The organism is Nakamurella alba (assembly GCF_009707545.1).
In the GTDB taxonomy this organism is placed as follows: domain Bacteria; phylum Actinomycetota; class Actinomycetes; order Mycobacteriales; family Nakamurellaceae; genus Nakamurella; species Nakamurella alba.
In genome coordinates this window covers 64,652-89,856 of the sequence record NZ_WLYK01000005.1, presented here as the reverse complement: position 1 = coordinate 89,856, position 25,205 = coordinate 64,652, and the positions used below count along the sequence as shown (strand labels likewise).

Sequence of the window (25,205 nt, the reverse complement as noted above, 5' to 3'; positions counted from 1 at the left end):
CCCGGAGGTGTCGAAACGGCGTGGCGCCCTTGCCTGCCGAACCGGTTGACCAGCATCTTCGTTGACATGTCCCGGCGCGCCTTCCGCATCGCCGTGCTGCTCTCGGTCAGCACGGTGCTGATCTGTGCCGTCCTGCTGATGGTCGCGCCGGACTCGACGTTGACGCTCTGGGTCGACGACCTGGCCCAGCTGATCCCGCCGTGGATCGCGGCCGGTTTCTCGGTGGTGGCCGCGCGCCGCAGCCAGGGCCGCATGCGGTGGACCTGGCGCGGCATCGCCGTCGCCGCGGCCGGCTGGGGATCCGGGCAGTTGATCTGGTGCTGGTACGAGCTGGTGCTCGGCGCCGACGTCCCGGCGCCGAGCCTGGCCGACATCGGCTACCTGCTGCTGCCGATCGGCGCGGCCTTCGGGCTCGTCGCCTACCCCGGGCCGGCCGGGTCGTCGGCCAGCCGGCTGCGCAGCCTGCTGGACGGTTGCATCGTCGGCGCCGCGCTGGTCGCGGTGCTGTGGCCCACCCTGATCTCGGACGTGGTCGCCGCCAACGAGGACAGTGCGTTCGCCCTCGCCGTCGCCCTGGCCTACCCGATCGGCGACATGCTGCTGCTGACGATGGTGGTCTCCGCCGTCACCCGGCCCACCCCCGCGCGGTCCGCCCTCGGGCTGCTGTCCGCGGCGCTGACCTGCATGGCCGTCGCCGACATCGGGTTCCTGTACCTGAACACCACCACCGACTACAACACCGGCGCCTTCACCGATCTCGGCTGGATCGCCGGTCTGCTGCTGCTGGCGCTGGCCGCCATGGCCGGCACCCAGGACGACGGTTCCGGAACGACGACGGCGATCCGGCGGCCGGCCACGCCGGTCACCGCGCTGCCGTACGTCCCGCTGCTGTTCGCCGCGCTGGTGATCACCGTCGAGGCACTGGAGGGCCGGTCACCGGGCGGCACCGCCTCGGTCGCCTTCCTGATCGGCACCGCCGCCGTGCTGGCCCGGCAGTACCTGTCCAACAAGGACAACCACACGCTGCTGCAGGAGCTGGCCAGCCGTGAGGAACAGCTGGAGAAGCAGGCCTTCTACGACCAGCTGACCGGGCTGGCCAACCGCGGCCTGTTCGGCAACCGGGTCGCCCACGCCCTGGAGTTGCACGCCCGCGACCTCCGTCCGCTCGCCGTGGTCTTCATCGACCTGGACGACTTCAAGGCGGTCAACGACACCTACGGGCACGGGGCCGGCGACGAGCTGCTGGTCCGGGTGTCGGAGCGGCTGCACGGCGCGGTGCGGCGCGGCGACACCGTGGCCCGGTTCGGCGGCGACGAGTTCGCGGTGCTGCTGGAGGACGGCGGCGAGGGCACCTTCGTCGCGTCCCGGATCATCGACGCACTGCGCGAACCGTTCGCCCTCTCCGCCGGGATCGTCTCGATCGGCGCGAGTGTCGGGGTGTCCGAGGTGCTGCCCGAGCAGCAGAGCCCGTCCCTGGACCGGGTGCTGGCGCAGGCCGACATGGCCATGTACTCGGCGAAGCGGGCCGGCAAGGGACAGCTCGCGCTCTACGACACGGACATGGTGCTGCCCGAGGCCGCGGACCTGCAGCTGCGGCCCGCGCTGGTCAAGGCGGTGCAGCGGGACGAGATCACCGCGGTCTTCCAGCCGATCATCGACCTGTCCGACGGCCGGATCGTCGAGGTGGAGACGCTGGCCCGGTGGACGCACTCCGGCGAGGCGATCCCGCCCGACTACTTCGTCCCGCTGGCCGGCCGGGCCGGGGTGCTCTCCGAGTTCACCGACCTGATGCTGGGCAAGGCCTGTGCCGCCCTGCACCGCTGGTCGGTGCTGCCCGGCGGCGAGCACACCCGGATCAGCGTCAACCTCCCGCCCGCGCTGGTGGTCGACCCGGAGCTGCCCGGCCGCGTCGCCCGGATCCTGCGGCAGGAGGGCATCGCGCCGGCCCGGCTCACCCTGGAGCTGACCGAGGACGCGCTGGTCGACGACCCGGCCACCGCGAAGAGCGTCACCGGGCGACTGGAGGAGCTGGGCGTCGAGCTCAGCGTCGACGACTTCGGCAAGGGCTACTCCTCGCTGCTCTCGCTGCGCCAGATCGCGCTGCACGCGGTGAAGATCGACCGCGCGTTCGTCGCCAACCTGGACCAGGACCGGGAGGCGGAGCGGTTCCTCAACGCCCTGCTGGTGATGGGCCGGGAACTCGAGCTGGCCGTCACCGCCGAGGGGGTGGAGCGGCCCGAGCAGGCACGGATCCTGATGGCGCTGGGCTGTCACCGGGCGCAGGGCAACCTGTTCAGCCCGCCGTTGCCGGCCGCCGAACTCGGCGCACTGCTGGCCTCCGGCGGCACCTTCGCCGGCGTGGCCGGGGTGCCGGGACGGGCCACGCCCGCCCGCTGATCGACCGCCCTGCCACACTGCTCGGCGTGCCCACCCTCCTGCATCTGGACTCCTCGACCGCCGGCGACGCCTCGGTCAGCCGCCGTCTCACCGCCCGATTCGCCGCGGCCTGGACCGCGCTCGGCGCCGGCCACACGGTCGTCCGTCGTGACCTGACCCTCGATCCGCCGCCGCACCTGCCGTCGCCCGGCCTGCACTGGCCGCCGGCCCTGCGCTCACCCGGCGAGCAGGTCGCCGAGCAGGACGACGCCTACCAGCAGCTGCTGGTCGAGGAGCTGCTGGCCGCGGACGTCGTGCTGGTGGGCGCGCCGATGTACAACTGGTCGGTCCCGTCGACGCTGAAGGCCTGGATCGACTGGGTGCACGTGCCCGGCACCACCGCACCGTTCGGCACCCCGACCGGGCCGTTGACCGGGCGGCCGGCCGTGGTGGTCTCGGCCCGCGGCGCCGGCTACAGAGAGGCGACCGGTGGTAACCCGGACGTGCAGATCCCGGCGCTGGAGCAGCTGTTCGTCGCCGCGTTCGGCATGCGGATGTACCCGGTGACGGCCGAGCTGACGCTGGCCTCCCGGCTGGACGCGATGGCCCCGTTCGTGCCCGCCGCGGAGGCGTCGTTGGCCGCCGCCGAGGTCGAGATCGACCGACTGGCAGCACTTCTCGGATCCGGCGCATGAGCGAGCGGGTGTGCTTCCTGATGCAGGTGCGCGCCGATCGGCTCGAGGAGTACCTGACGGTGCACGAGACGGTCTGGGCGGAGATGCTGCAGGCGCTGTCGGAGACCGGCTGGCGCAACTACTCGCTCTTCGTCCGGAAGCCGGACGGGCTGGTGGTCGGCTACCTGGAGACCGACGACTACGCCGCCGCGCAGCGCCGGATGGCGGAGACCGACGTGAACACCCGCTGGCAGGCCACCATGGCCCCGTACTTCGAGGGCCTGGACGGACCTGACGGACAGCTCCGCCCGGACGAGGGTTCGCTGCGGCTGGAGGAGTACTTCCATCTGGACTGACCTCGCTCAGCGCCGCTGACCTGCGCCGATCCTGCTCCGTTCGGGTGAAGGTGACCCAGACCACAGGCTGCTCGGGAAGCACTGCGGCCGGGATGCGGTTGGATGGACATGGCGGCCCCTGGACATGCCCCGGGCTCCACCCCTTTTGTCGCCGAGAGCGACCACGTGCCGAGAGGCGCACTGGCAGGGGCCGTCACCCACTCTTTCCGCCGTGAGTCCACCGGCACCGCACCCGACACGGGCACCGGGCAGCACTGTCAGGCCCCCGTGGTTACCTTCTGGGTATGGGTCACCTGAACTGCATCCTTCCGCCGGACCTGCTGCTGCGGGTGATCCGCGACAGTGCCGCCGGTGCACCGGGTCTGCGCCAGGTGGAGAGCGCCGTGCTGCGCACCGTCGAGCTGGACGGCGACTTCCGGGCCCGCCGCGCCCAGCTCGCCTCGCTGCTGCCGCAGCAGCGTCCTGCGGTCGCCGTCGCTCCGGGCGGCACGCCCACCCGCCGGATCCACGACCAGCAGCACTCCACCGCCTACGAGCCGGGGGTGCTGGTCCGCGGCGAGGGTGACGATCCCGTCGACGACGTGTCGGTCAACCAGGCGTACGACGCCTTCGGCCACACCTACGACTTCTTCTGGCAGGTGCTGGGCCGCAACTCGATCGACGACGCCGGCTCCCCGCTGGTCGGGCTGGTGCACTACGGCACCGACTACGACAACGCGTTCTGGGACGGGCAGTACATGTACTTCGGCGACGGGGACGGCCAGACCTTGCTGGACACCACCGCCGGGCTCGACGTCATCGGCCACGAGCTGAGCCACGGCGTCACCCAGTACACCGCGAACCTCACCTATCAGGGACAGTCCGGCGCGCTCAACGAGTCGGTGTCCGACGTGTTCGGGATCCTGGTCCGGCAGCGGTTGCTGGGCCAGTCCGCGGTCGACGCCGACTGGCTGATCGGCGCCGACGTGGTCGGCCCGCTGCTGCTGCCGGCCCTGCGGTCGATGAAGGCACCGGGGACCGCGAACAAGTACGACAACCAGCCGGCCACCATGGACGAGTACGTCGAGACCTCCGCCGACAACGGCGGTGTGCACATCAACTCCGGCATCCCGAACCTGGCGTTCTGCACCGCGGCGATGGCGCTGGGCGGGAACGCCTGGGAGGCGCCGGCGCAGATCTGGTACTCCACGCTCACCGACCCGGCGCTGTCCGCGGATGCCGACTTCGCCGCGTTCGCCGGGCTCACCGTCACCCACGCCGTCACCGCGTTCGGCGACGACTCCGCCGAGGCCGACGCCGTCCGTGCCGGGTGGGACGCGGTGAAGGTGGTCCCGGCTTCCTGAACCGGTGCCGGGGTCAGGCGCCTGGTAGCTCCAGCGCCGCGGCGAGCTCGCGCAGCGCGGGCAGCGGGTCACCGGACTGCGGCAGCACCTGCACCGGGACGTGGTCCGCCCCGGCGGCCAGGTGCTCCCGCAGCTGTGCGGCCACGGCACTCGCCGTGCCGTGGGCGACCAGCGCGTCGATCAGTGCGTCCGACCCGCCGTCGGCGATGTCGGCCTCGGTCCAGCCGAGTCGCTCGAGATTGCTGACGTAGTTCCGCAGGTGCAGGTACGGGCGGTCCACCGGCGGGCGTCCGACGGCCCGGGCGGCCACCGGGTCGGTCTCCAGCACCACTTTGTGCTCGGGCGCGAGCAGCGGCCCGACGCCGAGGATCTCCCGGGCCTGCCGGGTGTAGGTGGCGGGCACCAGGTACGGGTGGGCGCCGCGGGTGCGGTCCCGGGCCAGCCGGAGCACGCGGGGGCCGAGCGCGGCCAGCACCCGGCGGTCGGCCGGCACCCCTTCCGCGTCGAGCACGTCGAGGTACTCGACCAGTGCCTCGTAGGGCGACCGGTACTCGGCGGTGTGTTCCGGGTGGCCGATACCGATGCCCAGCAGGAACCGGCCGGGGAACCGCTGCTCGATCCGGTGGTACGACGCGGCGGTGGCCGCCGGCGCCGCGGCCCAGACGTTGACGATCCCGGTGGCGACCACCAGGTGCTCGGTGGCGGCCAGCAGACCTTCGACCGTCTCCAGGTCCTCGCCCGGTGAACTGCCCAGCCACACCGCACCGAAGCCCAGCTTCTCGATCTCCGCCGCGAGCTCGGGCGAGACGTGCTGGTAGCCGCGCCACACGCCGAACTGACCGATGTCGTGGAGGGTGTCGCCGGATCCGGTGGTCGCAGAAGTCATGTCCGGACCAACCCGGCCGGCGGCGTCACCATTCCGGCCGGGACATCGCGGGCGACGTTCCAGCTGGAACGTCCGGCGGCGGGCCTACGCTGCAAGGTGACCGGACGGGAGGTGGGCGTGGCGCTGCGCATCGCCTTCGACCGCTCCGGCGGGCTGGCCGGGATCGTGCTGCGCGCCGATCTCGAGGTCGAGGCCCTGGACGCCGAGCCGGCCGGCATCGCGTTCCGGCTGTGGACCGGGGACCTGGCTGACGCGCTGCCGCCTGCGTCGGACGGGGAGCCCTCCGGGCCGTTCGGTCGGCCGGGGATGGCGGACGGCTTCACCTACCTGCTGCGGCTGGACGACGGGGAGCGGGCCGAGCAGTTCGCCTGGCCGGACCGGTCGGTTCCCGACGACGTCCGCCCGCTGCTGTCCGCGCTCACCCGACGCGCCGTCCCCGCACCACCGCTGTGACCGCCGACGAACCGGGAGCGGACAGGGCTGAGGTGCCGGCCACCGATCGCACGGTGACGGTCCCGACCGCCCCCGCCGACCTCGACGCCCTGCACGAACCGGGCTACGAACGGCCGGGCACCGCGCGACCGGACGGGAACGGGGAAACCCCGCAGAGCTTCGTCACCGTCGTGGTCGCCTTCACCGCGAACCTGCTGGTGGCGATCGCGAAGTCGATCGTCGCCGGCATCACCGGGTCCGCGTCGCTGCTGGCCGAGGCCGCGCACTCCTGGGCCGACACCGGCAACGAGGTCTTCCTGCTCATCGCCGAGCGCCGCGCGCGCAAAGCGCCGGACGAACGCCAGCCGCTGGGCTACGGCCGGGAGGCCTACGTCTGGGCGCTGTTCGCGGCGCTCGGTCTGTTCGCCGCGGGATCGGCGGTGAGCATCACCCACGGCATCAACGAGTTGCGCAGCCCGGAGCCGGCCGAGCACTTCCTGCTCGGCTACCTGGTGCTGGCGGTCGCCTTCGTGCTGGAGGGCATCAGCTTCCTGCAATCGGTCCGGCAGGCCCGGCGGGAGGCCGCCGGGATGGACCGCGACCTGCTCGAACATGTGATGGTGACCTCGGACCCGACCTTGCGCGCGGTCTTCGCCGAGGACGCCGCCGCGCTCATCGGCCTGGTCATCGCCGCCGCCGGCCTGCTTGCCCACCAGCTGACCGGGTCCAGCACGCCGGACGCGATCGCCTCGATCCTGCTGGGTGTGATGCTCGGCGTGGTCGCGATCGTGCTGATCAACCGGAACCGCCGGTTCCTGGTCGGTCAGGAGGCCGATCCACGGGTGCGGTCGGCGACCATCGCGGCGCTGCTCCGGATGCCCGAGGTGGACCGGGTGACCGCGCTGCGGCTGGAGGTGGTCGGTCCGCGGCGGATGTACCTGGTGGCCGACGTCGACCTGGCAGGCGACGACGTCGAGCACCGGACCGCCGTCCGGCTGCGGGCGCTGGAGGCGCGGATCTGCGAGTCGCCGGTGATCGTGGCCGCCACGCTGAGCCTGTCGGCGCCGGACGAGCCGTCGCTGGTGGCGCGCACTGATCCGGCACCGCCGGAGGAGCGGGGGGTGCAGCAATGAGGACGAGCGCGGGACTGCTGCTGTTCCGGCGCGGTGCAGGAAAGGTCGAGGTGTTGCTGGCCCATCCCGGCGGGCCGTTCTGGGCGCGCAAGGACGATGGCGCCTGGTCGGTGCCGAAGGGCGAGTTCGTGCCGGGCGAGGAGGAGCCGCACGCCGCGGCACTGCGCGAGTTCGCCGAGGAGACGGGGTCCCTGCCCGACGGGGTCGGTCCCGACCTGGACCTCGGCAGCGTCCGCCAGTCGTCGGCCAAGACGGTGCTGTGCTGGGCACGGGAGGCAGACCTGGACCCGGCGACGGTGGTGTCGAACGAGATCGAGCTCGAATGGCCGCCCCGCTCGGGACGGACCATCCGGGTGCCCGAGGTCGACCGCGCCGAGTGGTTCGACCTGGATGCCGCCGCGGTCAAGATCCTGGCCGGGCAGCGTCCTTTCCTCGAGCGGCTGGCTGCACTGCTCGGTACGCCGTAGGCGCGGGGGACGTTCCAACTGGATCATCCCCGCCCGTCACACGGGAGGCCGCCCCTGCAGCCCCGCCACTCGGCCGTTAGCATCCACTACAGGTGCGGAGAACACCGTTCTGTCCGGTTCGCACTGGTCCGGACGCCTGTGCGGCCTCCGCCGGTGTGACCGCTCGTGATCGTGCCCGTGTGCATCCCATCCGGAGGTTCCTGTGACGACCCTGCCCACCCAGACCCAGGTCCTGGTCGCCGGAGGTGGACCGATCGGTCTGATGGCGGCGGTCGAGCTGCGCCGGCGCGGGGTCGACGTGCTGATCGTCGATGCACTGGCCGCGCGACCGCTGTGGGCCAAGGCCATCGGCGTGCAGCCGCGCACGCTGGAGATCCTCGACCAGATCGGCATCGTCCGGTCGGCCCTGGACGCCGGCACCGTGATGCGCGGTCAGCAGGTCTACAAGGACGGCGCGCTGGTCGGCCAGATCGACATCGAGGTGCCCGACCAGGTGCCGTACCGGTTCGCCGCGCTGCCGCAGTACGAGACCGAGCGGGTGCTCGAGGAGCATCTGGAGCGGCTCGGTGGGCGGCTGCAGCGGGAGGTCCGGCTCCTCTCGTTCACCCAGGACGATGCCGGTGTCACCGCCGTGCTGCAGACGCCCGCGGGCGAGAAGACGGTCCGGGCGGAGTATCTCGTCGGCGCGGACGGTGCGCACAGCATCGTCCGGAAGACGCTGGGCATCGGGTTCGAGGGCGACGCCTTCCCGGAGTCCTACATGCTCGGCGACGTCGAGGTCGACTGGGACCTGCCCCAGGGGTACGCGGTCAGGTCGAGCCGGACGACCGGCGACGGTGCGGTCGACGACCTGCTGGTCGCCATCCCGCTGCCCGGCCGCAAGCGCTACCGGATGTCGATGCTGGTGCCGCCGGAGCTCGCGCCGCAGGGTTCGACCGGTGCCGACGGCATCACCCATGGCTTCACCGGCGGGCGGGAGCCGGAGCTGCACCACATCCAGGAGGTGCTGGACCGGTTGTCCCCGGTGCCGGTGACCGCCGGCCGGCTGCGCTGGTCGTCGGTGTTCCGGATCAGCCACCGCCTCGCCGACCGCTACTCGGTCGGGCGGGCCTTCATCGCCGGCGACGCCGCGCACATCCATCCGCCGACCGGTGCCCAGGGCATGAACACCGGCCTGCAGGACGCGTACAACCTTGGTTGGAAGCTCGCCCAGGCGGTGAGCGGTCACGGCGCGCCCGGGCTGCTCGACAGCTACCACGCCGAACGGCATCCCGTGGGCGAGGAGGTGGTCGGCCGGACCGTGCGGGCGGCTCGCGGTGGCGGCATCGAGACCGGTGGTGGCGGCCGGGACACCATCATCCTGCGGGAGGCCCAGCTGCTGGTCGGCTACCCGGACTCCCCGCTCAACGCTGCTGTGGACGGCGGTGTTGCGGAGGACGGTACGGGCCCGCTGCCCGGGGACCGGGCGCCGGACGCGACCGGACTCGAGCAGGACGGCGTCGCCGGACCGCTCCGCTGGCACGAGTTCCTGCGCGGCACCGGCCATGTGCTGCTGCTCTGGGCGCCCGACGCGGCGACCGCTGATGCGGCACAGGACGTCTCGATCGAGAACGTCCGCACCTACGTGGTGCGGCCCGGGACGATCGGCGGCTCGGATCCGACCCGCCCGCTCGCGGCCGGTCGCGAGATCGCCGACGTGCACGGACATCTGGCCGCCAACTACGGCTTCGGGCCGGAACCGGCGACGGTGCTGATCCGGCCCGACGGGTACCTGTCCTTCCGGTCGGCGGGCATCGCGGACGAGGCGGTGGCGCACCACCTGCTGCTCACGGTCGGTGTGCCCCGCCGCTGACGGTCCCGCCGGATCAGCCGGGACCGACGAGCTGCAGGTCCCCCTCGCGCCAGGTCTTGCGCCAGCGGACCTGGTCCGGGGTGAGCTCCTGACCGCAGGACGAGCAGACCTCGGCGGTGTCGCTGACGGCGCCGCAGCCGACGTGCACGATGGTCATGTGCACGCCGGGATCAGTGTGCGGGCGGTGCTTCTCGCCCCACAGCGTGAGCTGGTTGAGTACCGGCAACAGGTCCGCGCCGGCCTCGGTGAGCAGGTACTCCTGCCGGGTGCGATTGCCGTCGAGGTAGGGCGAGCGGCGCAGCAGTCCGGCGTCGACCATGCCGCGCAGCCGCCGGGAGAGAACGGTGTCGGCGACGCCGATCTGGGTGCGGAAGTCGTCGAACCGGCGCACACCGGACAGCGCCTGGCGCAGGATCAGCAGCACCCACGGGTCGCCGACGATGTCCAGCGACCGGGCGATCGGGCACCGGTCCTCGGACCAGTCGGAACGCAGCGGCATGTGGACCTCACTTTCTGGCTTGCTTGAAGACAGTTTAGGTGGCATGCTCGCGCCCGGCAACCCGAAGCATCCCGATCGAAGGGCCGTGCGATGACCTCTCGCGAGACCCCGCCCGCCGACCTGTTGGTGGATCCCGTCGCACCGGCGCCCCGGCGGCGGCGTGTGCATCCCGGGATCCTGGTCGCTGCAGTCGCTTTCATCGCGTTGCTCGGTGCCGCCGGCTTCCGTGCGGCGCCGAGCGTGCTCATGGTGCCGCTGCAGGAGGAGTTCGGCTGGTCCCGCGGGGTGCTGTCGCTGGCGGTCGGCATCAACCTGGTGCTGTTCGGCCTCACCGCGCCGTTCGCCGCGGCGCTGATGGACCGGTTCGGCATCAAGCAGGTGGTCTCGGTCGCGCTGGTGGTGATCGCCGCCGGCAGTGGCTTCGCGGTGTTCGTCACCGCCAGCTGGCAGTTGGTGTTGCTGTGGGGTGTCCTGATCGGCCTCGGGACAGGTTCCATGGCACTGGTTTTCGCCGCGACGATCGCCGGCCGGTGGTTCGTGAAGCGACGCGGTCTGGTCACCGGCGTGCTGACCGCCGGGTCGGCGACCGGTCAGCTGATCTTCCTGCCGATCATCGCGGCCGCGACGCAGAGCAGCGGCTGGCGCACCGCCTCGATCATCATCGCGATCGCCGCCCTGGCGGTGGTGCCGCTGGTGCTGCTGTTCCTGCACAACCACCCCGCCGACCGGCAGGTGACTCCCTACGGTGCCCCGGCCGACGAGATCGTGGTGCCGCCGACGCGGCAGAAGGGCTCCGCGATGCGGGCCATCCGGGTGCTGCGCGAGGCGTCGCACCACCGCACGTTCTGGGCGCTGGTGGCCGGTTTCGCGATCTGCGGGGCGACGACGAACGGCCTGATCGGCACCCATTTCATCCCGGCCGCGCACGACCACGGGATGGGCGAGGTGACCGCCGCCGGCCTGCTCGCGGTGGTCGGCGTCTTCGACATCGTCGGCACCATCGCCTCGGGGTACCTCACCGACCGCTTCAACCCGCGCGTGCTGCTCGCCGTCTACTACGGCCTCCGGGGTGTCGGGCTGGTGATGCTGCCCGGGATGCTCAGCGACTCGGTGCATCCCAGCGTGATCGCGTTCGTCATCGTCTACGGGCTGGACTGGGTGGCCACGGTGCCGCCGACCGTCGCGCTGTGCCGGCAGGCGTTCGGCGAGAACGGGACCATCGTCTTCGGCTGGGTGTTCGCCTCGCACCAGTTGGGCGCGGCCGCGATGTCGGTGGCGGCCGGGTTTCTGCGCGACCAGACCGGTGCCTACACGATCGCCTGGTTCGGAGCGGCCGGGATGTGTCTGGTGGCGGCGCTGGTCTCCTTCCAGATCCGCCGGCTGCCGACCGGGGTGTCCGGGACCTCGCGGTCCGGCGGGACGCCCGAGACCGCCTGACTCCGAATAGCTCTCGGCGGGAACTCAGCGGGCGATGGCCGCTGCGTGGCAGGCGCCGGGACCGGCGGCCCGGGCGACGATCCGGCGGTCCTGGATCCGCACCGCCGCCTCGGTGCGCTCGTTCACCTCGACGATCCCGCAGGACGCCGCCAGCTGCCCGGTCCGGTCGGTGACGATCCGCATCGGCGGCCAGTAGCGGGCAGGCACACCGTCCGCGAGATACCGTGCCAGTTCGGCGATCTGCAGCTCGACCAGCGGGATCAGCTCGGCCGGCTCGGAGCTGACCACCACCAGCAGCACCGGCTCCAGGGCGCCGGTCGATCGCAGCGCCTCCTCGATCGCGGCCAGCCGTGCGGTGCCGAGCACGGCGACCAGACCATCGGTGCCGGGCCGGGCCACCGACCGCCGCAGCAGGTCCAGCCCGACCGGCGTGACCCACTCGTCGTCGACCCGTTCCGCCGGCTCGACGAACGGGAGATGCGGTGGGTCCCAACGATCGTCGGGATCCATCTCCAGCCGGCCGCACACCTCGGCGAGCCGGATGGCGTCCACCGCGCCGGGCGCGGAGTGGGCCAGTTGGCGGGCGCCGGCGAAGACGGTGAGCAGCGCCTCGGCCACCCGCACCATGCGCTGCCGGGTCACCCGCCGGCCGTGCAGCGACTCGAACGCGATGCCGAGCACGATCGCCTGCAGGCCGACGAGCTGGCTCATCGCGGCCCGGGCGCCGTTGTCGTCCGCCACCTCGGGCAGCAGGTCGCCGCCCAGGAAGTCGGGGGACCGGCGCTCGTCGACGGCCAGCGGGAGTCGTGCGAGGTGGCCGCGGGCGATCCGGCCGAGCGCGTCGTCCAGTCCCGAGACCACGGCGGGCGGGAGCGGGAGGGGTTCGGCCGCGGCGTCGGCGGCGAGAACGGAGAAGTACAGGGCCAGCTTGCCGGGGAAGTTCGAGTAGACAGCGCCGCGCGTCATCTCGGCCCGGTCGGCGATGGAGTCGATCCGGGCCGACCGGAAACCGTGCTCGACGAACTCGCTGCGTGCGGCGGACAACACTCGGGCCCGGGTGCGCTGCTGGGTCTCACCCCTGCTCATGCGTGTCATCGACGATCCCCCTAACCGTGTGCTGCCCGTTTCCCCGTTCTGCGGACCGTACTTCCATCATCGGGATGCCGCCACCATTTCGATGGTGTGGTCCCGATGGTTGAGACATCCCGATGGTCACGGTTCTGGAGAGGGCAGGCGGGCGGTCGGTGATACCGCCGGAGGGCAGAGAACGGCTGTCGTTCACCCACCGGGGCCGGCTGCCGGCACCATCTCGATGATGTCGAAGGTCACCGATCCGGGGGCGGTCACGGTTGCCCCGGTGACGACGGTGGTCCGATCCGCTCCGGCCGCCTGGACCAGGCCGACCACCCGGTAGGTGCCCACCGGCACGAGGTCCGCAGAACCGCACAGCGTCACCCCGGTCGTCCTGACGGAACCGAGTACCCGGTAGCCACCGCGCGGCAGATCGGTGCCCGGCTCGCCGACGACGGGCGTACCTGTCAGCACGGCGACCACGGTTCCTGACGTGTCCAGCACAGCGACCGATGTGGAGCTGCCGATGACACCGGGGACGGTGACCGCGGACCGGTTGAACAGGGAGTACTGCAGCACATGTTGGACGACGCCGACCACTTCGGACTGGACGCCGACACCGATGAGGGTGGGCCATGACGCGACCGACCGTCCACAGGCGGCCGCTGCCGGCTCGCCTGTGTAGATCGATCCCCCTGCAAGGCCGAACGGTGCGCGATCGGTGAACTTCACGCCGAGCCCGGTGCCGACGACACCGGCGATCCGCCAAGACTCGTCGATGCGATCTGCGCTCCCGTTCTTGGGCGAGCACCAGTCGAGATCAGAGAGATCGGCAGATGTCTCCAGGACCACCGACCGGCTGGTGTCGAGGCGCACCTCAGGGTCGCCCGGTGTCCGGCCGGATGATCTGGCCACCACGGTCCCGCTCCCGTCGAGGAGGACGATCCCCGCGCCGACCGACACCACCACGGCCGCGGACGGCTCGGCCAGGTTCATCAACTGCACTTCCGGTCGCCCGCCGGCTCCGGGGTTGACCGAGGCGGCGATCCCGGCTGCGCCGAGAGCGGGCAGGTCCGCTGCCGCGAGACCGCAGGCACCATTGCTCCCGCTGAGCCCCAGTTTGCCGAAGCTGATGGCGCCGGCGCCGTCGAGCAATGCCGGGAACGCCGTCCCGGCGTACAGCACCCCGTTGATCTTCACGAAGGGGAAGACCGTGTAGCTGCCCGGCGGGGCCGGAGTTGTCAGGCCGCACGCCGTGGATGCGGCGGGGTACAGCAATGCCTCCAGCGACTTTCCGGGCAGGAGGTCAGCCGGTGTGGCCCCGTAGTCGAGCGTGCTGGTGGAGTAGCCGATCACCGTGCCGGAGCGATCGACGAGACCCAGGATCGCAGACTCCCACCCCACTTGGCTGACGGTCGTCATGGCGTCGTTGAGCAAGGTCACCGTCGAATAGCCCGCGCCTTCTTCCGACACCGTCGCCCGAATGCCCTGTCCCGCCGACGTCGGCAGTCGGTCGAGCGGATGGCCGCACGCGTCGGACACCTTCTGCAACATCACGGGCAATGGTGACGACGTTGCGGACGTGCTCCCTGGCGTGGGATCAGTAGTTGCGGTGGTGCTCGGCGGCGAGGTCGCGGGTCCGTCGGACCGGGTGCTGAGCAGGAGGGTCAACCCGCCGGCAAGCAGCACCGTCACCGCGGCCGCGGCGAGCAGCGGGGTCAGCAGCCGGCGCCGGCGTGCGGCACGACTGCCCACCACCGTGCGGCGGAGCGTCGCGAGGTCGGCGGCGCCGAGGTCGGAGTCGTGCTCGGACATGGTCCGGGCGATCAGGTCCGGATGCAGGTCAGGCTCGTCCACGGTCGGCCTCCTCCGGTTCGGTCGCGGCAGTTGATCGGAGCTTGTGGATCGCCCTGGCGGCGATGCTGCGCACGGTGCTCCGACTGCAGCCGAGGGTCTGGGCGATCTCGTCGTCGGGCAGATCCAGGTAGTGGCGCAGCACCAGCACGGTGCGGCTGCGCGGATCGAGGGTGCCGAGCGCGCGCCAGAGCCGGTCGCGATCGGCCACCGTGTCGGCGAACTCATCTCCGCCCGTGGCGGCCGCAGGGGCTGCGGTGCCGCCATCGGCCTCCGGCTCGGCGAGCAGCACCTCACTGCTCGACCGCAAGCGGTGCCGGTCGATGTGGGCGTTGACCACGGCCCGGCGCAGGTAGCCCGCAGGATTCGAGATGCCCGTACGGGTGCGGGTGATCATGCTGAGCAGCACCTCCTGCACCAGGTCCTGGGCGGAGTCGCGGTCGCCGGTCAGTTGGTAGGCGACGCGCAGCAGCATCAGCCCGTGCCGGTCGACCAGGCCGGCGAGATCGTCCACCGGCCCTCCCGTCCATCCCCCGACGACCGCCGGTCGGCGGTCTGCATCCCTGACGGGTCGACGGCCCCGTTCTGTTGCACGGGTGCAGGATCGGATGCTGCCGCCGGACGTTCCAGCTGGAACGCCGCAGGGTCAGAGATCTCCCCGCGACGTTCCAGCTGGAACGTCCAGCACTGCTCCGACCACAGTCCAGATTCCGATCCGGTGCGGTGCACCACGTCGGGCGAGGCTGGTGGCAACGGATCGGATGGGCCCGTCCGGATGTTCCAGCTGGAACGTCGTGAGCCCGGCGCCTACCGCCTCGCCAGGGTCAGGAACCCTCCGGATGTTCCAGCTGGTACGTCCGTATCAGTTGCCCCGGCTCCGGAGACTGTTTCGATCCAGATCCGGTGCGGTGGGCCACGTCGGGCGAGGCTGGTGGCAACGGATCGATGGGGACCGGTCGGGATGTTGCAGCTGGAACGCCCAGCACTGCTCCGACCACCGTCCAGATTCCGATCCGGTGCGGTGGGCCACGCCGGGCGAGGCTGGTGGCAACAGATCGATGGGGACCGGTCCGGATGTTCCAACTGGAACGCCTCGACCCCCGCCACCCGACCCCGACGTCGAACCGTCCCGGCGCGTTCCAGCTGGAACGCCCGACCTCAGCCCAGTCGGTCCATTGTCTCGGCGCGGATGAGGGGGCGGGAGGCGAAGACCAGGAGGAACCCGGCTTCCCGCCGCAGGCGCTCGGCGTCGGACCCGCGGAGCACCGACGCCGCACCGGTGCGCACTGCCAACCTCGCCGCTGCCCGGTCGGCCAGCACCGAGGCCGCGGCCCGGGCGGCCGGGACCGCGGGCGGGTCGGCGGCGAGCAGGTCGGCTCGGGTTCGGACGATCGCGTCGGGCAGGTCCCCGGCCTCATCACCCAGCAGCAGCGCGCAGCGCCCGGCCACACCCAGCGCCAGGAACCCGTTGAGCGGCGACCCCCAGCGCTGCATCTCGTTCCAGTCGTCCAGCGGCATCCGGGCCAGTTCACGATCGCCCGGGACGAACAGCCCGGCACAGTGCAGGGTCACCGTCCGGGAGGCCTGCGCCGCGACCAACGACAACAGCGTGCCTGTCAGCCCGTCCGACGGGACCGCGTCGATGAGCAGGAAGACGACCTCGTCCCCGCACACCGCCGCGACCTGCAGAACGTCGAGCATGCCCCAGCCGGACACCCAGGGCACCGAGCCGTCGAGCACGAACCCACCGTCGACCGCGCGAACGCGCAGTTGGTCCGGACCGGGACGCAGGCCGCCGAGCGCGATCCCGGACCGCACCGAGCCGTCGACGAGCCCCGGCAGGTACCGATCCCGTAACGATGACCGGGCCACCGCCATCGCCGTGCCCTCGTGCTGGATCCACAGGAACCCGGTCGACAGGCAGCCGCCGGCCAGGCTCGCCAGTACGTCGCCGGCGAGTGCGAACGACTCCGGACCAAGGTCGTCGGAATCCGCGGCCAGGGCCAGCAGACCGGCCCCGGCCAGGGCCGACCAGTGCTCGTCCGGGAGGCGGTCGGCAGCGTCGACGGCGGCTGCGGAGGGGAAGAGGAGGTCGTGCGCGAGTGCGTGCGCCCGCTCGCGCAGCACCTCCCGGATCGCCATGACCCGACCGTAGCGAAAACCCGCCTGGACGCACGGGCCAGGTTTCGGTTGCCCGACCGTGAGGCATACTGCCTGTGAGTTTGTTCAGACATTCTGTCGTGACAACCTCTGGCGGATGCGGTGCGAGTCGCCCGTCGGTGCAGGTCACGCCGCTGCCGGCGAGCAGTGCCCGCGACGAGGAGGACGCGCACGTGAGTGGACCGCAGGGAATCAGTGCCGCACGAAGAACGGCCGGCGGCGAGCTGCCGCCGGACGTGAAGGGATCCCACTCCAAACGGCTCGGCCTGATCGCGGTCGTCGTCACCTTCGGCGGCCTGCTCTTCGGTTACGACACCGGCGTCATCAACGGCGCGCTGGAGCCGATGAAGGCCGACCTGGCCCTCACCTCGACCACCGAGGGCATCGTGGTCAGCATCCTCATCGTCGGTGCCGCGTTCGGCGCCCTCATCGGTGGCCGGCTCTCCGACCGCTACGGTCGCCGGCACAACATCCTGCTGCTGGCGATCGTCTTCGTGCTCGGCACCGTCGGCTGCGTCCTCTCGCCGAACTGGGAACTGCTGGCGGTCTTCCGGTTCATCCTGGGCCTGGCCGTCGGCGGCGCGTCGGCGACGGTGCCGGTGTACCTGGCGGAGGTGTCGCCGTCCGAGCGGCGCGGCAGTCTGGTCACCCGCAACGAGGTCATGATCGTCTCCGGCCAGTTCGCGGCGTTCGTGATCAACGCAGTCATCTTCAACGTCTGGGGCGAGAACACCGACGTCTGGCGCTACATGTTGCTGGTCGCGGTGCTGCCGGCGATCGTGTTGTTCATCGGCATGCTGCGGATGCCGGAGAGTCCGAGATGGCTGGTCTCCCAGGGTCGGACGGACGAGGCGCTGCAGGTGCTCCGCCAGGTCCGCTCGCCCGAACGCGCCGAGGCCGAGATGGCGGAGGTGACCGCGCTGGCCGAGGAGGAGGTCGAGGCGCGCACCGGCGGCTGGTCGGACCTCGGGGTGAAGTGGATCCGCCGGCTGGTGCTGGTCGGCATCGGGTTGGGCGTGTTCCAGCAGCTGACCGGGATCAACTCGATCATGTACTACGGCACGCAACTCCTGCAGGACTCCGGGTTCTCGAGCAACGGCGCGATCATCGCGAACACCCTCAACGGCCTGTTCAGCGTGCTGGGCATTACCGTCGGCATCATCGTGATGAACAAGATCGACCGGCGGAAGCTGCTGCTGATCGGGTTCTCGCTCACCACGACATTCCATCTGTTGGTGGGGCTCTCGGCACTCCTGCTACCGGACGGCACCGCGAAGGCCTACACCATCCTGGTCTTCGTCGTGTGTTTCGTCTTCTCCATGCAGGGCACCATCGGACCGCTGGTCTGGCTGCTGCTGGCCGAGATGTTCCCGCTGAAGATCCGCTCCTTCGCGATGGGTGTCTGCGTCTTCGCCCTCTGGCTGGCGAATGCCGTTGTCGCGCTGGGCTTCCCGCCGGTCGTGGAGGCGCTCGGCATCGCGCCGACGTTCTTCGTCTTCTGCGGGCTCGGCGTGCTGGCGCTGATCTTCATCGCCACCACCGTCCCGGAGACGCGGGGACTCTCGCTCGAGGAGTTCGAGGAGCAGTTCTCGAGCAAGCACAGCTGACCCCAGCGATCACACGTCAGGAGGAGGGAACATGTCGGTTCTGGTTGCGGTGCCCGACAGTGCCGAAGGGACAGCCGCTCTCGTGGCCGCTGCGCAGGAGGCGGAGATGCTGGGCACCGATCTGGTGATCCTGAACCTGGCGCTGAAACCGCTGGACCGGCGGACGGTGCCGGCCGGGGCGACGGTGGTCGAGCGCAGCGGCCCGGCCGATCGGGATCCGGTGGACGCCGTGCTCGACGAGATCGCCGGCCGCACCGTCGACCGGCTGGTCATCGGGGTGCGCCGGCGGAGTCGGGTCGGCAAGGCCTTCATCGGGTCGATCAGCTCGAGACTGCTGATGGAGTCGCCGGTCCCGGTGCTGGCGGTCAAACTACCGGTGTCCGAGCACCACCCCGGCTGACCGTTTCAGCGGCTCGCCGGGGTGTCCGGCGGGTACCAACGCAGCGCCATGGAGTCGGTGGTGTCGCCCCAGGCGAGTTGCAGCAGCCAGCATCCGGCTCGCGGCGCCTCGATCCCTGACGGTCCCGGGCCGCCGGCGACCACGGCGGACATCGTCGATCCGGCCGACCCGGCGACCGCCCCCTCCAGGGTGCCGGTGATGCGCAGGTCCGCACCGGGTGTCGCGCCGGTGTGCGGGACCCAGAGGATCTTGTTCCCGGATCCGTCCGGGGTCGGCGCGATCATCGGGTCGACGAAGAGGATGGCCACTATGTTGCCGGCATCGCCGAGCACGTAGGGCATCTCGGGTTCCGGATCGGAGAACCCGCCGCGGGCCCACTCGGGAAGAACCCGGGACGGCACCGGCGCGCAGGCCGACAGCGGCTCCGAGGTGCCGACCGGTGCCGAGGCCGGCCGGACCAGCATGGTGATGCCGACGGCCAGGGCCACCGCGGCGGCCACGCCCAGTGGCGCGAGCCACCAGGCCCGCCGTCGCCTACCCGCCGGCCGCCCGCCGTCGACCACAGGCAGCAGCGACACCGGCCGGGGGACAGGCGATTCCGCATCGGCCGCATCCAGCACCGCGGTGCGGAGCAGCCGGTCGATCTCGTCGTCGTTCACAGGACTCACAGGGACTCCTCGGTGCGGTCGTGGTCGAGAGCCAGCAGCGCGTCCCGGAAACGGGCCCGGCCCTGGGCGGCGTGACTGCGGACGGTCGCCTCGGAACAGCCGAGCTCGGCGGCGATCTCGGCATCCGGCAGGTCCTCGAGGTAGCGGAGGACGACGACCGCGCGCTGCCGGTCGCTGAGCGTGGCCAGTGCCCGGCGCAGCGAATCGCGGTCGGTCACCCGGATCGCCGGATCGGGCGCAGCCGGACCCGGTTCGGGAAGCTCGGCCAGCAGCACTTCGGAGTCGCTGCGCCGCCGCTTGCCGTCCAGGAAGGTGCTGGTCAGCATCCGCCGGACGTAGGCGTCCGGGAACTCCATCGCGGTGATCCGCCGCCACTGCCGGTAGGCCTTGAGCAGCACGGACTGCACCAGGTCCTGGGCGGCGACGTCGTTGCCGGTGAGCGCGCGGGCGTAACGCTGCCACCCGTGGCCCCGCTCCGCGACGAACTGCTCGAACTCCGGCACATCACCTCCAACGCGGTGGGCGGCGATCCTGTGCAGACCGCCGTCCTACTTCTCCAGCAGCCCGGCCTCGTGCGCGACGATCGCCAGCTGCACCCGGTTGCCGGCCTGCACCTTGTCCAGCAGCCGGGACACGTGCGTCTTCACCGTGGCCTCGGACATGAACAGGGTGCGCCCGATCTCGGCGTTCGACATCCCGTGGCCGAGCTGCACCAGCACCTCGGTCTCGCGGTCGGTGAGGCCGGTCAGTCGGGCGGCGGCGGCGTGCTGCCGGTCGGACCGGGAGTCGTCGGCGAAGTGCTGGATCAGGGTGCGGGTGACACCGGGGGAGAGCATGGCCTCGCCGGCGGCGACCACCCGGATCCCGGCGATCAGGTCCTTCGGCGGGGTGTCCTTGAGCAGGAACCCGGCGGCGCCGGCCTGCAGTGCGCGGAACACGTAGTCGTCGAGGTCGAAGGTGGTCAGCACGATGACCTTCGGCGGATCCGGCAGGGCCCGCACCGCGGCGGTGGCGGCCAGCCCGTCCATCCGCGGCATCCGGATGTCCATCAGCACCAGGTCGGGACGGTGCGCCTGCACGGCGCCGACGGCATCCGCACCGTCGCCGACCTCGGCGACCACCTCGAGGTCGTCGGCGGACTCGACGATCATCGTCAGGCCGGCACGGACCAGGGCGTCGTCGTCGACGATCAGGATGCGGACGGCCACCCGCTGATGGTGGCACGGTCGGCGGCCGGAACGGGCAGCAGCGCCGTGACCCGCCAGCCACCGTTCCCCGCCGGCCCGGCGTCCAGGGTGCCGCCGGCCAGTTCCACCCGCTCGCGGAGCCCGGTGAGCCCGGCACCGGACCCTGGAAGCAGGCTGCCGGACGCCACCGGCCGGGCGTTGGTCACCTCGATGCGGATCCGGTCGCCGTCGAGGGTGACCACCACGCGCGTACGGGCACCGCGGGCGTGCTTGTGCACGTTGGTCAGCGCCTCCTGGACCACCCGGTAGACCGTGCGGCCCAGCGTGTCCGAGACCGTCAGCTCCGCAGGATCGAGCCCGAGTTCGAGGTCCACCTGGACCCCGGCCGCGCGGGACTGGCCGACCAGCTGCTCGAGGTCGGCAATGCCCGGCTGCGGGGCGAGCGGGGCGTCGGAGTCGGCGTCCGACCGGAGCACACCCAGCACGCCGCGAAGGTCCTCCAGCGTCGCCCGGGCGGTGGACCGGATCAGCCCGGCCGTCTCCTCGATCTTCTCCGGTGGCCGGTCCGGGTTCACCTCGAGGGCACCGGCCTGCAGTGCGATCAGCGAGACCTTGTGCGCCAGCACGTCGTGCATCTCCCGGGCGATCCGGGCCCGCTCGGAGACCCGGGCCTGCTCGGCCCGCAGCTCCCGCTCCCGCTCGGCCCGGTCGGCCCGCTCCCGCAGCGAGGCGAGCAGGTCCCGCCGGACACCGACATAGGCGCCGAACAGCGCGCACATGGTGGCCGCGACCGCCCCGCCGACCAGCTGCTGCGGCTGCCAACCGCTGCGCCACAGCCCGTCCGTGGAGAAGGCCAGCGCGGCGATCGCCGAGTAGACGACGAGCACCCGGTCCCGCCGCTGCACCGCGATCGTCATCAGACCCAGTCCGAGCGGGACGAACGCGGTGCCCAGCAGGGCGGTGGCCGCGGCGACCGAGGTCACCAACAGCGGGAACCGGCGCCGCCACCAGAGGGCGACGGTCGCGATCGCATTGCTGGTGAGGATCACCGCCGCCATCGCCCAGCCGCCGCCGAGCCGCCCGATGTCGAGCAGGGCCAGCGTCTGCAGCAGGGTGGAGATCGCGGAGACGGTGACGACGAAGATGTCGCGGCCGCGGGGTCCGCTGACCTTCGACCAGGCGCGGACCCACCAGCGGGTCCGGGCGTCGTCCATCCGACCAGCGTAGGGCGGGGACCGCGGCGGTTCGATCGGCCGGAGGTCGCTGCCCGGGGGGTGACCCCTACGACTTTCGTCGTAGGGCAAGGGCGACCGGCGGCGGATGTGCTGGCCCGGGGTCGATCGGCAGAGTCCTCGGCATGATCACAGCGACCCACCTGACCAAGCGCTACGGCAACTACACCGCCGTCGACGACGTGAGCTTCGAGTGCCGGCCGGGCACCGTCACCGGCTTCCTCGGGCCGAACGGCGCCGGCAAGTCGACCACCCTGCGGATGCTGACCGGGCTCACCCCGCCGACCTCCGGCACGGTGACCATCGACGGCCGGCACTACACCGAGCTGCCCAATCCCGGGCGGTCCGTCGGCGTCATGCTGGACGCCGCCGCGCAGCACCCGGGCCGCACCGGCCGGGAGACCCTGAAGGTGGCCGCCAGCCTGCTGGACCTGCCGCGGACCCGGGCCGACGAGATGCTGGAGCTGGTCGGCCTGTCCGGCGCCGGCAAGCGCCGGGTCGGCAACTACTCGCTCGGCATGCGGCAGCGGCTCGGCATCGCCACCGCGCTGATGGGCGACCCGGCGCTGCTGGTACTGGACGAACCGGCCAACGGCATGGACCCCGAGGGCATCCGCTGGATGCGCGGGCTGCTCCGCGACTTCGCCGACCGCGGCGGCACGGTGCTGCTGTCCTCGCACCTGCTCGGCGAGGTGCAGGCCACCGTCGACCGGCTGGTGATGATCGGTCACGGCCGGATCGTGGCGCAGGGTGCGCTCGACGAGCTGCTCGTCGGGCAGGGGGCGATCGTCCGCGGGCTGGAACCGGCCGGGCTGCTCGCCGCGCTCACCGGTGCCGGGTTGACCGCCACCCCGCAGCCCGACGGCACCCTCGCCGTCGACGGTTCACCGGAGCAGGTCGGCCGCGTCGCACTGGCGTCCGGCCAGGTGATCGTGGAGCTCCGCGAGGGCCGGGCCGCGCTGGAGGACCTGTTCTTCACCCTGACCGGCGACCAGGCCGCCGTCCCCGTCGCCGCCTGATCCCGACCCCCTCGCTTCCCGGAAGGAATTCCTCGTCATGACCACCCTCACCCCCGCGCCGGGCACCACGCTCGCCCAGCACCGGCTGCCGGACGCCCCCGTCCGCCCGCAGCGCTTCTCCCGCCTGCTCACCGTCGAGCTCCGCAAGATGGTCGACACCCGCAGCGGCGTCGCCGTTCTCGGCGTCACCTTCCTGCTGGTGATCGGCATCCTCGGCTGGCTGGTCGTCCGCGACGGCTCGTCGTCCTGGATGCGGTTCTCCGGCGTCATGCAGTTCGCCGGGATGCTGATCCCGGTCATCGGCCTGCTCGGCATCACCTCCGAGTGGAGCCAGCGCACGGCGCTCACCACCTTCACCCTCAGCCCGCGCCGTGGCCGGGTGCTGCTGGCGAAGTTCGTCGCGTCGGTGGCGCTGGCGATGGCGGTGTTCGTGGTGGTCATCGGGCTGGCCGTCGCCGCCGTCTACATCGACGCGATGATCAGCGGCGGGACCGCCGACATGACCGGCTTCGGCGACAGTCTCCGCTCGATGGCGATCCTGACCGTGCTGCAGGTGACCATGGCGCTGGGCTTCGGTGCCCTCGTCGCGCAGACCGCCGTCGCGGTCGTCACCTACTTCATGGCGCCGACCGTGGTGCTGATCCTCTCCGACCAGCTGCTCGGCGAGAACGCCAAGTGGCTCAACGTCTTCCAGACCTACGACCGGCTCTCCTCCGGCAACCCGTGGGTCGACCTCGGCCCGACCGTCGTGTCGGTCCTGCTCTGGGTCGTGCTGCCCATCACCGCCGGCGTGGTCCGCAGCATGCGCCGCGAGGTGAAGTAGCTCGATCCCTGGGTGCGCGCCGCCGCCGACGTTCCAGCTGGAACGTCGGCGGCGGTGGTATTCCCGGGTGGCGGATGGGTAGCGGTTGCAGTGCGGCGGGTCCGGACTCGCGGTCCCCTCAGCCACAGTGAGTGTCGTTGAAGGGAAAGGGAAGTCAGCAGATCCTGTGGGTCGTCGGTGGGTGCGCCGGGTGAACTGCGCAAAGAGGAGGGATGGGTGGCGGTTCCGCATTCCTGGTCCGTTCGCCGACAGTGAGTGTCGTTGAAGGGACCGGGAAGTCAGCAGATCCTGTGGGTCGTCGGTGGGTGCGCCGGGTGAACGCGCGCAGATGGGAGGACGGGGCCGGATGCAGTTCGCCGGCCGGGTGGATGTGGCTGCGGGGCCGGGAAGCGGTTCCTGCAACCGGATCTCGCCATCGGTGTCCCTACAACCACACTCAGTGTCGTTGAAGGGACCGGGAAGCCAACTCCCTCGGGCCGGCCACCCGGGCATGTTCCAGCTGGAACGCCCACGCCACTGATCGGGGACCGTTTCCCGTCTGGCACCGGCATGTTCCAGCTGGAACGTTCCCCCGCCGCCAATCCGGGACCGTTTCCCGTCTGACACGCGGGAAACGGTCCCGGATCACCAATCGGAGGCGTTCCAGCTGGAACGTCTGCGGATCAGGCGGGGCGGGTGTGCGGGGCGTCGGCGGCGGTGCGGGTGTGGTCGCGGACGGCCACGTCCTCGAGGAGGTCGTCGATGGCGGTGAGGGTGTCGAGGGAGAGGTTGACGCCGACGGCCTTCACGTTCTCCGCCACCTGCTCCGGCCGGGACGCCCCGATGATCGCCGAGGCGACGTTGGAGTTCTGCAGCACCCAGGCCACCGCGAGCTGCGGCAGGGTCAGGCCGGCCTCCTCGGCGATCGGCACCAGCCGCTGCACCGCGGTCATCTTCTCGTCGTTCAGATGGTCGCGGATGAAGTTCGCCCCGCCCTTGCTGTCCGTCGCCCGCGAGCCGGCCGGCAGCGCGGCACCCGGCAGGTACTTGCCGGACAGCACACCCTGCGCCACCGGGGAGAAGACGATCTGGCTGATCCCGAGCTCCTGCGACGTCGGGATGACCTTCTCCTCGATCACCCGCCACAGCGCCGAGTACTGCGGCTGGTTGGAGATCAGGCTGATCCCGGCCTCCTTCGCCAGGTGCTGCCCGGCGCGCAGCTGGTCGGCGGTCCATTCGGAGACCCCGATGTAGAGCGCCTTGCCCGCCCGGACCACGTCCGCGAACGCCCGGATCGTCTCCTCCAGCGGCGTCTCCACGTCGTAGCGGTGCGCCTGGTAGAGATCGACGTGGTCGAGTCCGAGCCGGCGCAGCGAACCGTCGATCCCCTCCATGATGTGCTTGCGGCTCAGCCCGGTGTCGTTGTGCCCCTTGGGTCCCACCGGCCAGTAGACCTTGGTGAAGATCTCCAGCGACTCCCGCCGCTCACCGGCCAGCGCCCGGCCGAGGACCTCCTCGGCAGCGCCGTTCGCGTAGACGTCGGCGGTGTCGAAGCTGCTGATGCCGGCGTCCAGCGCGGCCTTCACGCAGGCGGTGGCCACGTCGGCCTCCACCTGCGAGCCGTGGGTGATCCAGTTGCCGTAGGTGATCGCCGAGATCTTCAGTCCGGACCGGCCGAGGTAGCGGAATTCCATGATCCGACCATAGACACGGCGGCCGGGACCGGCAGCTCGGACCGGCAGTGCGAGGC

The 25,205-nt window shown here is 71.5% G+C and carries 24 protein-coding genes; 13 read left to right on the top strand and 11 right to left on the bottom strand.

The features are described 5' to 3' along the window. The first annotated feature begins 66 nt into the window (after positions 1–66). From GIS00_RS12600 to GIS00_RS12585, 4 genes are all read left to right on the top strand, one after another. Complete coding sequence (locus tag GIS00_RS12600) at positions 67–2,397, top strand: putative bifunctional diguanylate cyclase/phosphodiesterase (RefSeq protein ID WP_154768800.1); 2,331 nt, start codon at positions 67–69, stop codon at positions 2,395–2,397. Positions 2,398–2,423: 26 nt separating this feature from the next. Further along, complete coding sequence (locus GIS00_RS12595) at positions 2,424–3,071, top strand: FMN-dependent NADH-azoreductase (RefSeq protein WP_322097904.1); 648 nt, start codon at positions 2,424–2,426, stop codon at positions 3,069–3,071. Then, positions 3,068–3,406, top strand: coding sequence for an L-rhamnose mutarotase (locus tag GIS00_RS12590; RefSeq protein ID WP_154768799.1), 339 nt, complete (start codon positions 3,068–3,070; stop codon positions 3,404–3,406). Before GIS00_RS12595 ends, GIS00_RS12590 begins: the two co-directional genes overlap by 4 nt. A gap of 284 nt (positions 3,407–3,690) precedes the next feature. After that, positions 3,691–4,749, top strand: coding sequence for a M4 family metallopeptidase (locus GIS00_RS12585; protein WP_154768798.1), 1,059 nt, complete (start codon positions 3,691–3,693; stop codon positions 4,747–4,749). Positions 4,750–4,762: 13 nt separating this feature from the next. On the opposite strand, the gene GIS00_RS12580 is transcribed toward GIS00_RS12585, so the two are convergent. Continuing rightward, entirely contained in the window at positions 4,763–5,635 is an 873-nt protein-coding gene (locus GIS00_RS12580; RefSeq protein ID WP_154768797.1) for an LLM class F420-dependent oxidoreductase, read from the bottom strand. Between the two features lie 96 nt (positions 5,636–5,731). Between GIS00_RS12580 and GIS00_RS12575 the strand changes: the two genes are divergently transcribed. From GIS00_RS12575 to GIS00_RS12560, 4 genes are all read left to right on the top strand, one after another. Further along, positions 5,732–6,088 (top strand): protealysin inhibitor emfourin, encoded by a 357-nt coding sequence (locus GIS00_RS12575; RefSeq protein WP_154768796.1) that lies wholly within the window; start codon positions 5,732–5,734, stop codon positions 6,086–6,088. A 53-nt stretch (positions 6,089–6,141) separates the two neighbouring features. Beyond that, positions 6,142–7,200, top strand: a complete 1,059-nt coding sequence (locus tag GIS00_RS12570) for a cation diffusion facilitator family transporter (protein ID WP_322097903.1) — start codon at positions 6,142–6,144, stop codon at positions 7,198–7,200. Then, positions 7,197–7,667 carry an NUDIX domain-containing protein gene (locus tag GIS00_RS12565; protein WP_154768794.1) on the top strand — a complete coding sequence of 157 codons (471 nt, stop codon included), beginning with the start codon at positions 7,197–7,199 and terminating at the stop codon, positions 7,665–7,667. Before GIS00_RS12570 ends, GIS00_RS12565 begins: the two co-directional genes overlap by 4 nt. A 202-nt stretch (positions 7,668–7,869) precedes the next feature. Continuing rightward, entirely contained in the window at positions 7,870–9,519 is a 1,650-nt protein-coding gene (locus GIS00_RS12560) for an FAD-dependent monooxygenase (protein ID WP_322097902.1), read from the top strand. A gap of 13 nt (positions 9,520–9,532) precedes the next feature. Here GIS00_RS12560 and GIS00_RS12555 read toward each other — a convergent pair whose 3' ends face one another. Then, positions 9,533–10,018, bottom strand: coding sequence for a winged helix-turn-helix transcriptional regulator (locus GIS00_RS12555; protein ID WP_154768793.1), 486 nt, complete (start codon positions 10,016–10,018; stop codon positions 9,533–9,535). Positions 10,019–10,108: 90 nt separating this feature from the next. Here GIS00_RS12555 and GIS00_RS12550 point away from each other — a divergent pair, with 90 nt between their 5' ends. Beyond that, complete coding sequence (locus tag GIS00_RS12550; RefSeq protein WP_154768792.1) at positions 10,109–11,455, top strand: MFS transporter; 1,347 nt, start codon at positions 10,109–10,111, stop codon at positions 11,453–11,455. A gap of 24 nt (positions 11,456–11,479) precedes the next feature. Here the strand turns inward: GIS00_RS12550 and GIS00_RS12545 are convergent, their stop codons facing one another. The 4 genes from GIS00_RS12545 to GIS00_RS12530 form a co-directional block, all read right to left on the bottom strand. Then, entirely contained in the window at positions 11,480–12,541 is a 1,062-nt protein-coding gene (locus GIS00_RS12545; protein WP_230313523.1) for a TetR/AcrR family transcriptional regulator, read from the bottom strand. Positions 12,542–12,733: 192 nt separating this feature from the next. Further along, a complete protein-coding gene (locus GIS00_RS12540; RefSeq protein ID WP_154768790.1) occupies positions 12,734–14,383 on the bottom strand; it encodes a hypothetical protein in 1,650 nt (549 codons plus the stop codon). Beyond that, positions 14,370–14,894 carry an RNA polymerase sigma factor gene (locus tag GIS00_RS12535; RefSeq protein WP_154768789.1) on the bottom strand — a complete coding sequence of 175 codons (525 nt, stop codon included), beginning with the start codon at positions 14,892–14,894 and terminating at the stop codon, positions 14,370–14,372. The genes GIS00_RS12540 and GIS00_RS12535 overlap by 14 nt, the downstream gene beginning before the upstream one ends. A 644-nt stretch (positions 14,895–15,538) precedes the next feature. Beyond that, positions 15,539–16,522, bottom strand: a complete 984-nt coding sequence (locus GIS00_RS12530; protein ID WP_154768788.1) for an acyl-CoA dehydrogenase family protein — start codon at positions 16,520–16,522, stop codon at positions 15,539–15,541. Positions 16,523–16,731: 209 nt separating this feature from the next. Between GIS00_RS12530 and GIS00_RS12525 the strand changes: the two genes are divergently transcribed. Further along, entirely contained in the window at positions 16,732–18,147 is a 1,416-nt protein-coding gene (locus GIS00_RS12525; RefSeq protein ID WP_407666865.1) for a sugar porter family MFS transporter, read from the top strand. Positions 18,148–18,178: 31 nt separating this feature from the next. Next, positions 18,179–18,547 carry a universal stress protein gene (locus GIS00_RS12520; RefSeq protein WP_154768787.1) on the top strand — a complete coding sequence of 123 codons (369 nt, stop codon included), beginning with the start codon at positions 18,179–18,181 and terminating at the stop codon, positions 18,545–18,547. Between the two features lie 5 nt (positions 18,548–18,552). Here the strand turns inward: GIS00_RS12520 and GIS00_RS12515 are convergent, their stop codons facing one another. From GIS00_RS12515 to GIS00_RS12500, 4 genes are read right to left on the bottom strand one after another with little or no spacing between them, the layout of a single operon-like run. Then, positions 18,553–19,215 carry a hypothetical protein gene (locus GIS00_RS12515; protein WP_154768786.1) on the bottom strand — a complete coding sequence of 221 codons (663 nt, stop codon included), beginning with the start codon at positions 19,213–19,215 and terminating at the stop codon, positions 18,553–18,555. Further along, entirely contained in the window at positions 19,212–19,718 is a 507-nt protein-coding gene (locus GIS00_RS12510; RefSeq protein WP_196073252.1) for a SigE family RNA polymerase sigma factor, read from the bottom strand. The genes GIS00_RS12515 and GIS00_RS12510 overlap by 4 nt, the downstream gene beginning before the upstream one ends. A gap of 45 nt (positions 19,719–19,763) precedes the next feature. Further along, entirely contained in the window at positions 19,764–20,366 is a 603-nt protein-coding gene (locus GIS00_RS12505) for a response regulator (RefSeq protein WP_154769269.1), read from the bottom strand. Between the two features lie 38 nt (positions 20,367–20,404). After that, positions 20,405–21,616 carry a sensor histidine kinase gene (locus GIS00_RS12500; protein ID WP_154768784.1) on the bottom strand — a complete coding sequence of 404 codons (1,212 nt, stop codon included), beginning with the start codon at positions 21,614–21,616 and terminating at the stop codon, positions 20,405–20,407. 143 nt (positions 21,617–21,759) lie between these two features. On the opposite strand from GIS00_RS12500, the gene GIS00_RS12495 reads away from it, so the two are divergent. Further along, positions 21,760–22,653, top strand: coding sequence for an ABC transporter ATP-binding protein (locus tag GIS00_RS12495; RefSeq protein WP_154768783.1), 894 nt, complete (start codon positions 21,760–21,762; stop codon positions 22,651–22,653). A 37-nt stretch (positions 22,654–22,690) separates the two neighbouring features. Next, a complete protein-coding gene (locus tag GIS00_RS12490; protein ID WP_154768782.1) occupies positions 22,691–23,476 on the top strand; it encodes an ABC transporter permease in 786 nt (261 codons plus the stop codon). A 662-nt stretch (positions 23,477–24,138) separates the two neighbouring features. Here GIS00_RS12490 and GIS00_RS12485 read toward each other — a convergent pair. Beyond that, positions 24,139–25,149 (bottom strand): aldo/keto reductase family protein, encoded by a 1,011-nt coding sequence (locus tag GIS00_RS12485; RefSeq protein WP_154768781.1) that lies wholly within the window; start codon positions 25,147–25,149, stop codon positions 24,139–24,141. Positions 25,150–25,205 lie beyond the last annotated feature (56 nt).

What these genes read in the sequence shown, in the direction of transcription:
- GIS00_RS12600 (WP_154768800.1), top strand. Translation starts at nt 67, where the DNA reads ATGTCCCGGCGCGCCTTCCGCATCGCCGTGCTGCTCTCGGTCAGCACG.
- GIS00_RS12590 (WP_154768799.1), top strand. Translation starts at nt 3,068, where the DNA reads ATGAGCGAGCGGGTGTGCTTCCTGATGCAGGTGCGCGCCGATCGGCTC.
- GIS00_RS12585 (WP_154768798.1), top strand. Translation starts at nt 3,691, where the DNA reads ATGGGTCACCTGAACTGCATCCTTCCGCCGGACCTGCTGCTGCGGGTG.
- GIS00_RS12580 (WP_154768797.1), bottom strand. Translation starts at nt 5,635, where the DNA reads ATGACTTCTGCGACCACCGGATCCGGCGACACCCTCCACGACATCGGT.
- GIS00_RS12565 (WP_154768794.1), top strand. Translation starts at nt 7,197, where the DNA reads ATGAGGACGAGCGCGGGACTGCTGCTGTTCCGGCGCGGTGCAGGAAAG.
- GIS00_RS12555 (WP_154768793.1), bottom strand. Translation starts at nt 10,018, where the DNA reads ATGCCGCTGCGTTCCGACTGGTCCGAGGACCGGTGCCCGATCGCCCGG.
- GIS00_RS12550 (WP_154768792.1), top strand. Translation starts at nt 10,109, where the DNA reads ATGACCTCTCGCGAGACCCCGCCCGCCGACCTGTTGGTGGATCCCGTC.
- GIS00_RS12545 (WP_230313523.1), bottom strand. Translation starts at nt 12,541, where the DNA reads ATGAGCAGGGGTGAGACCCAGCAGCGCACCCGGGCCCGAGTGTTGTCC.
- GIS00_RS12530 (WP_154768788.1), bottom strand. Translation starts at nt 16,522, where the DNA reads ATGGCGATCCGGGAGGTGCTGCGCGAGCGGGCGCACGCACTCGCGCAC.
- GIS00_RS12520 (WP_154768787.1), top strand. Translation starts at nt 18,179, where the DNA reads ATGTCGGTTCTGGTTGCGGTGCCCGACAGTGCCGAAGGGACAGCCGCT.
- GIS00_RS12505 (WP_154769269.1), bottom strand. Translation starts at nt 20,366, where the DNA reads ATGATCGTCGAGTCCGCCGACGACCTCGAGGTGGTCGCCGAGGTCGGC.
- GIS00_RS12500 (WP_154768784.1), bottom strand. Translation starts at nt 21,616, where the DNA reads ATGGACGACGCCCGGACCCGCTGGTGGGTCCGCGCCTGGTCGAAGGTC.
- GIS00_RS12495 (WP_154768783.1), top strand. Translation starts at nt 21,760, where the DNA reads ATGATCACAGCGACCCACCTGACCAAGCGCTACGGCAACTACACCGCC.
- GIS00_RS12490 (WP_154768782.1), top strand. Translation starts at nt 22,691, where the DNA reads ATGACCACCCTCACCCCCGCGCCGGGCACCACGCTCGCCCAGCACCGG.
- GIS00_RS12485 (WP_154768781.1), bottom strand. Translation starts at nt 25,149, where the DNA reads ATGGAATTCCGCTACCTCGGCCGGTCCGGACTGAAGATCTCGGCGATC.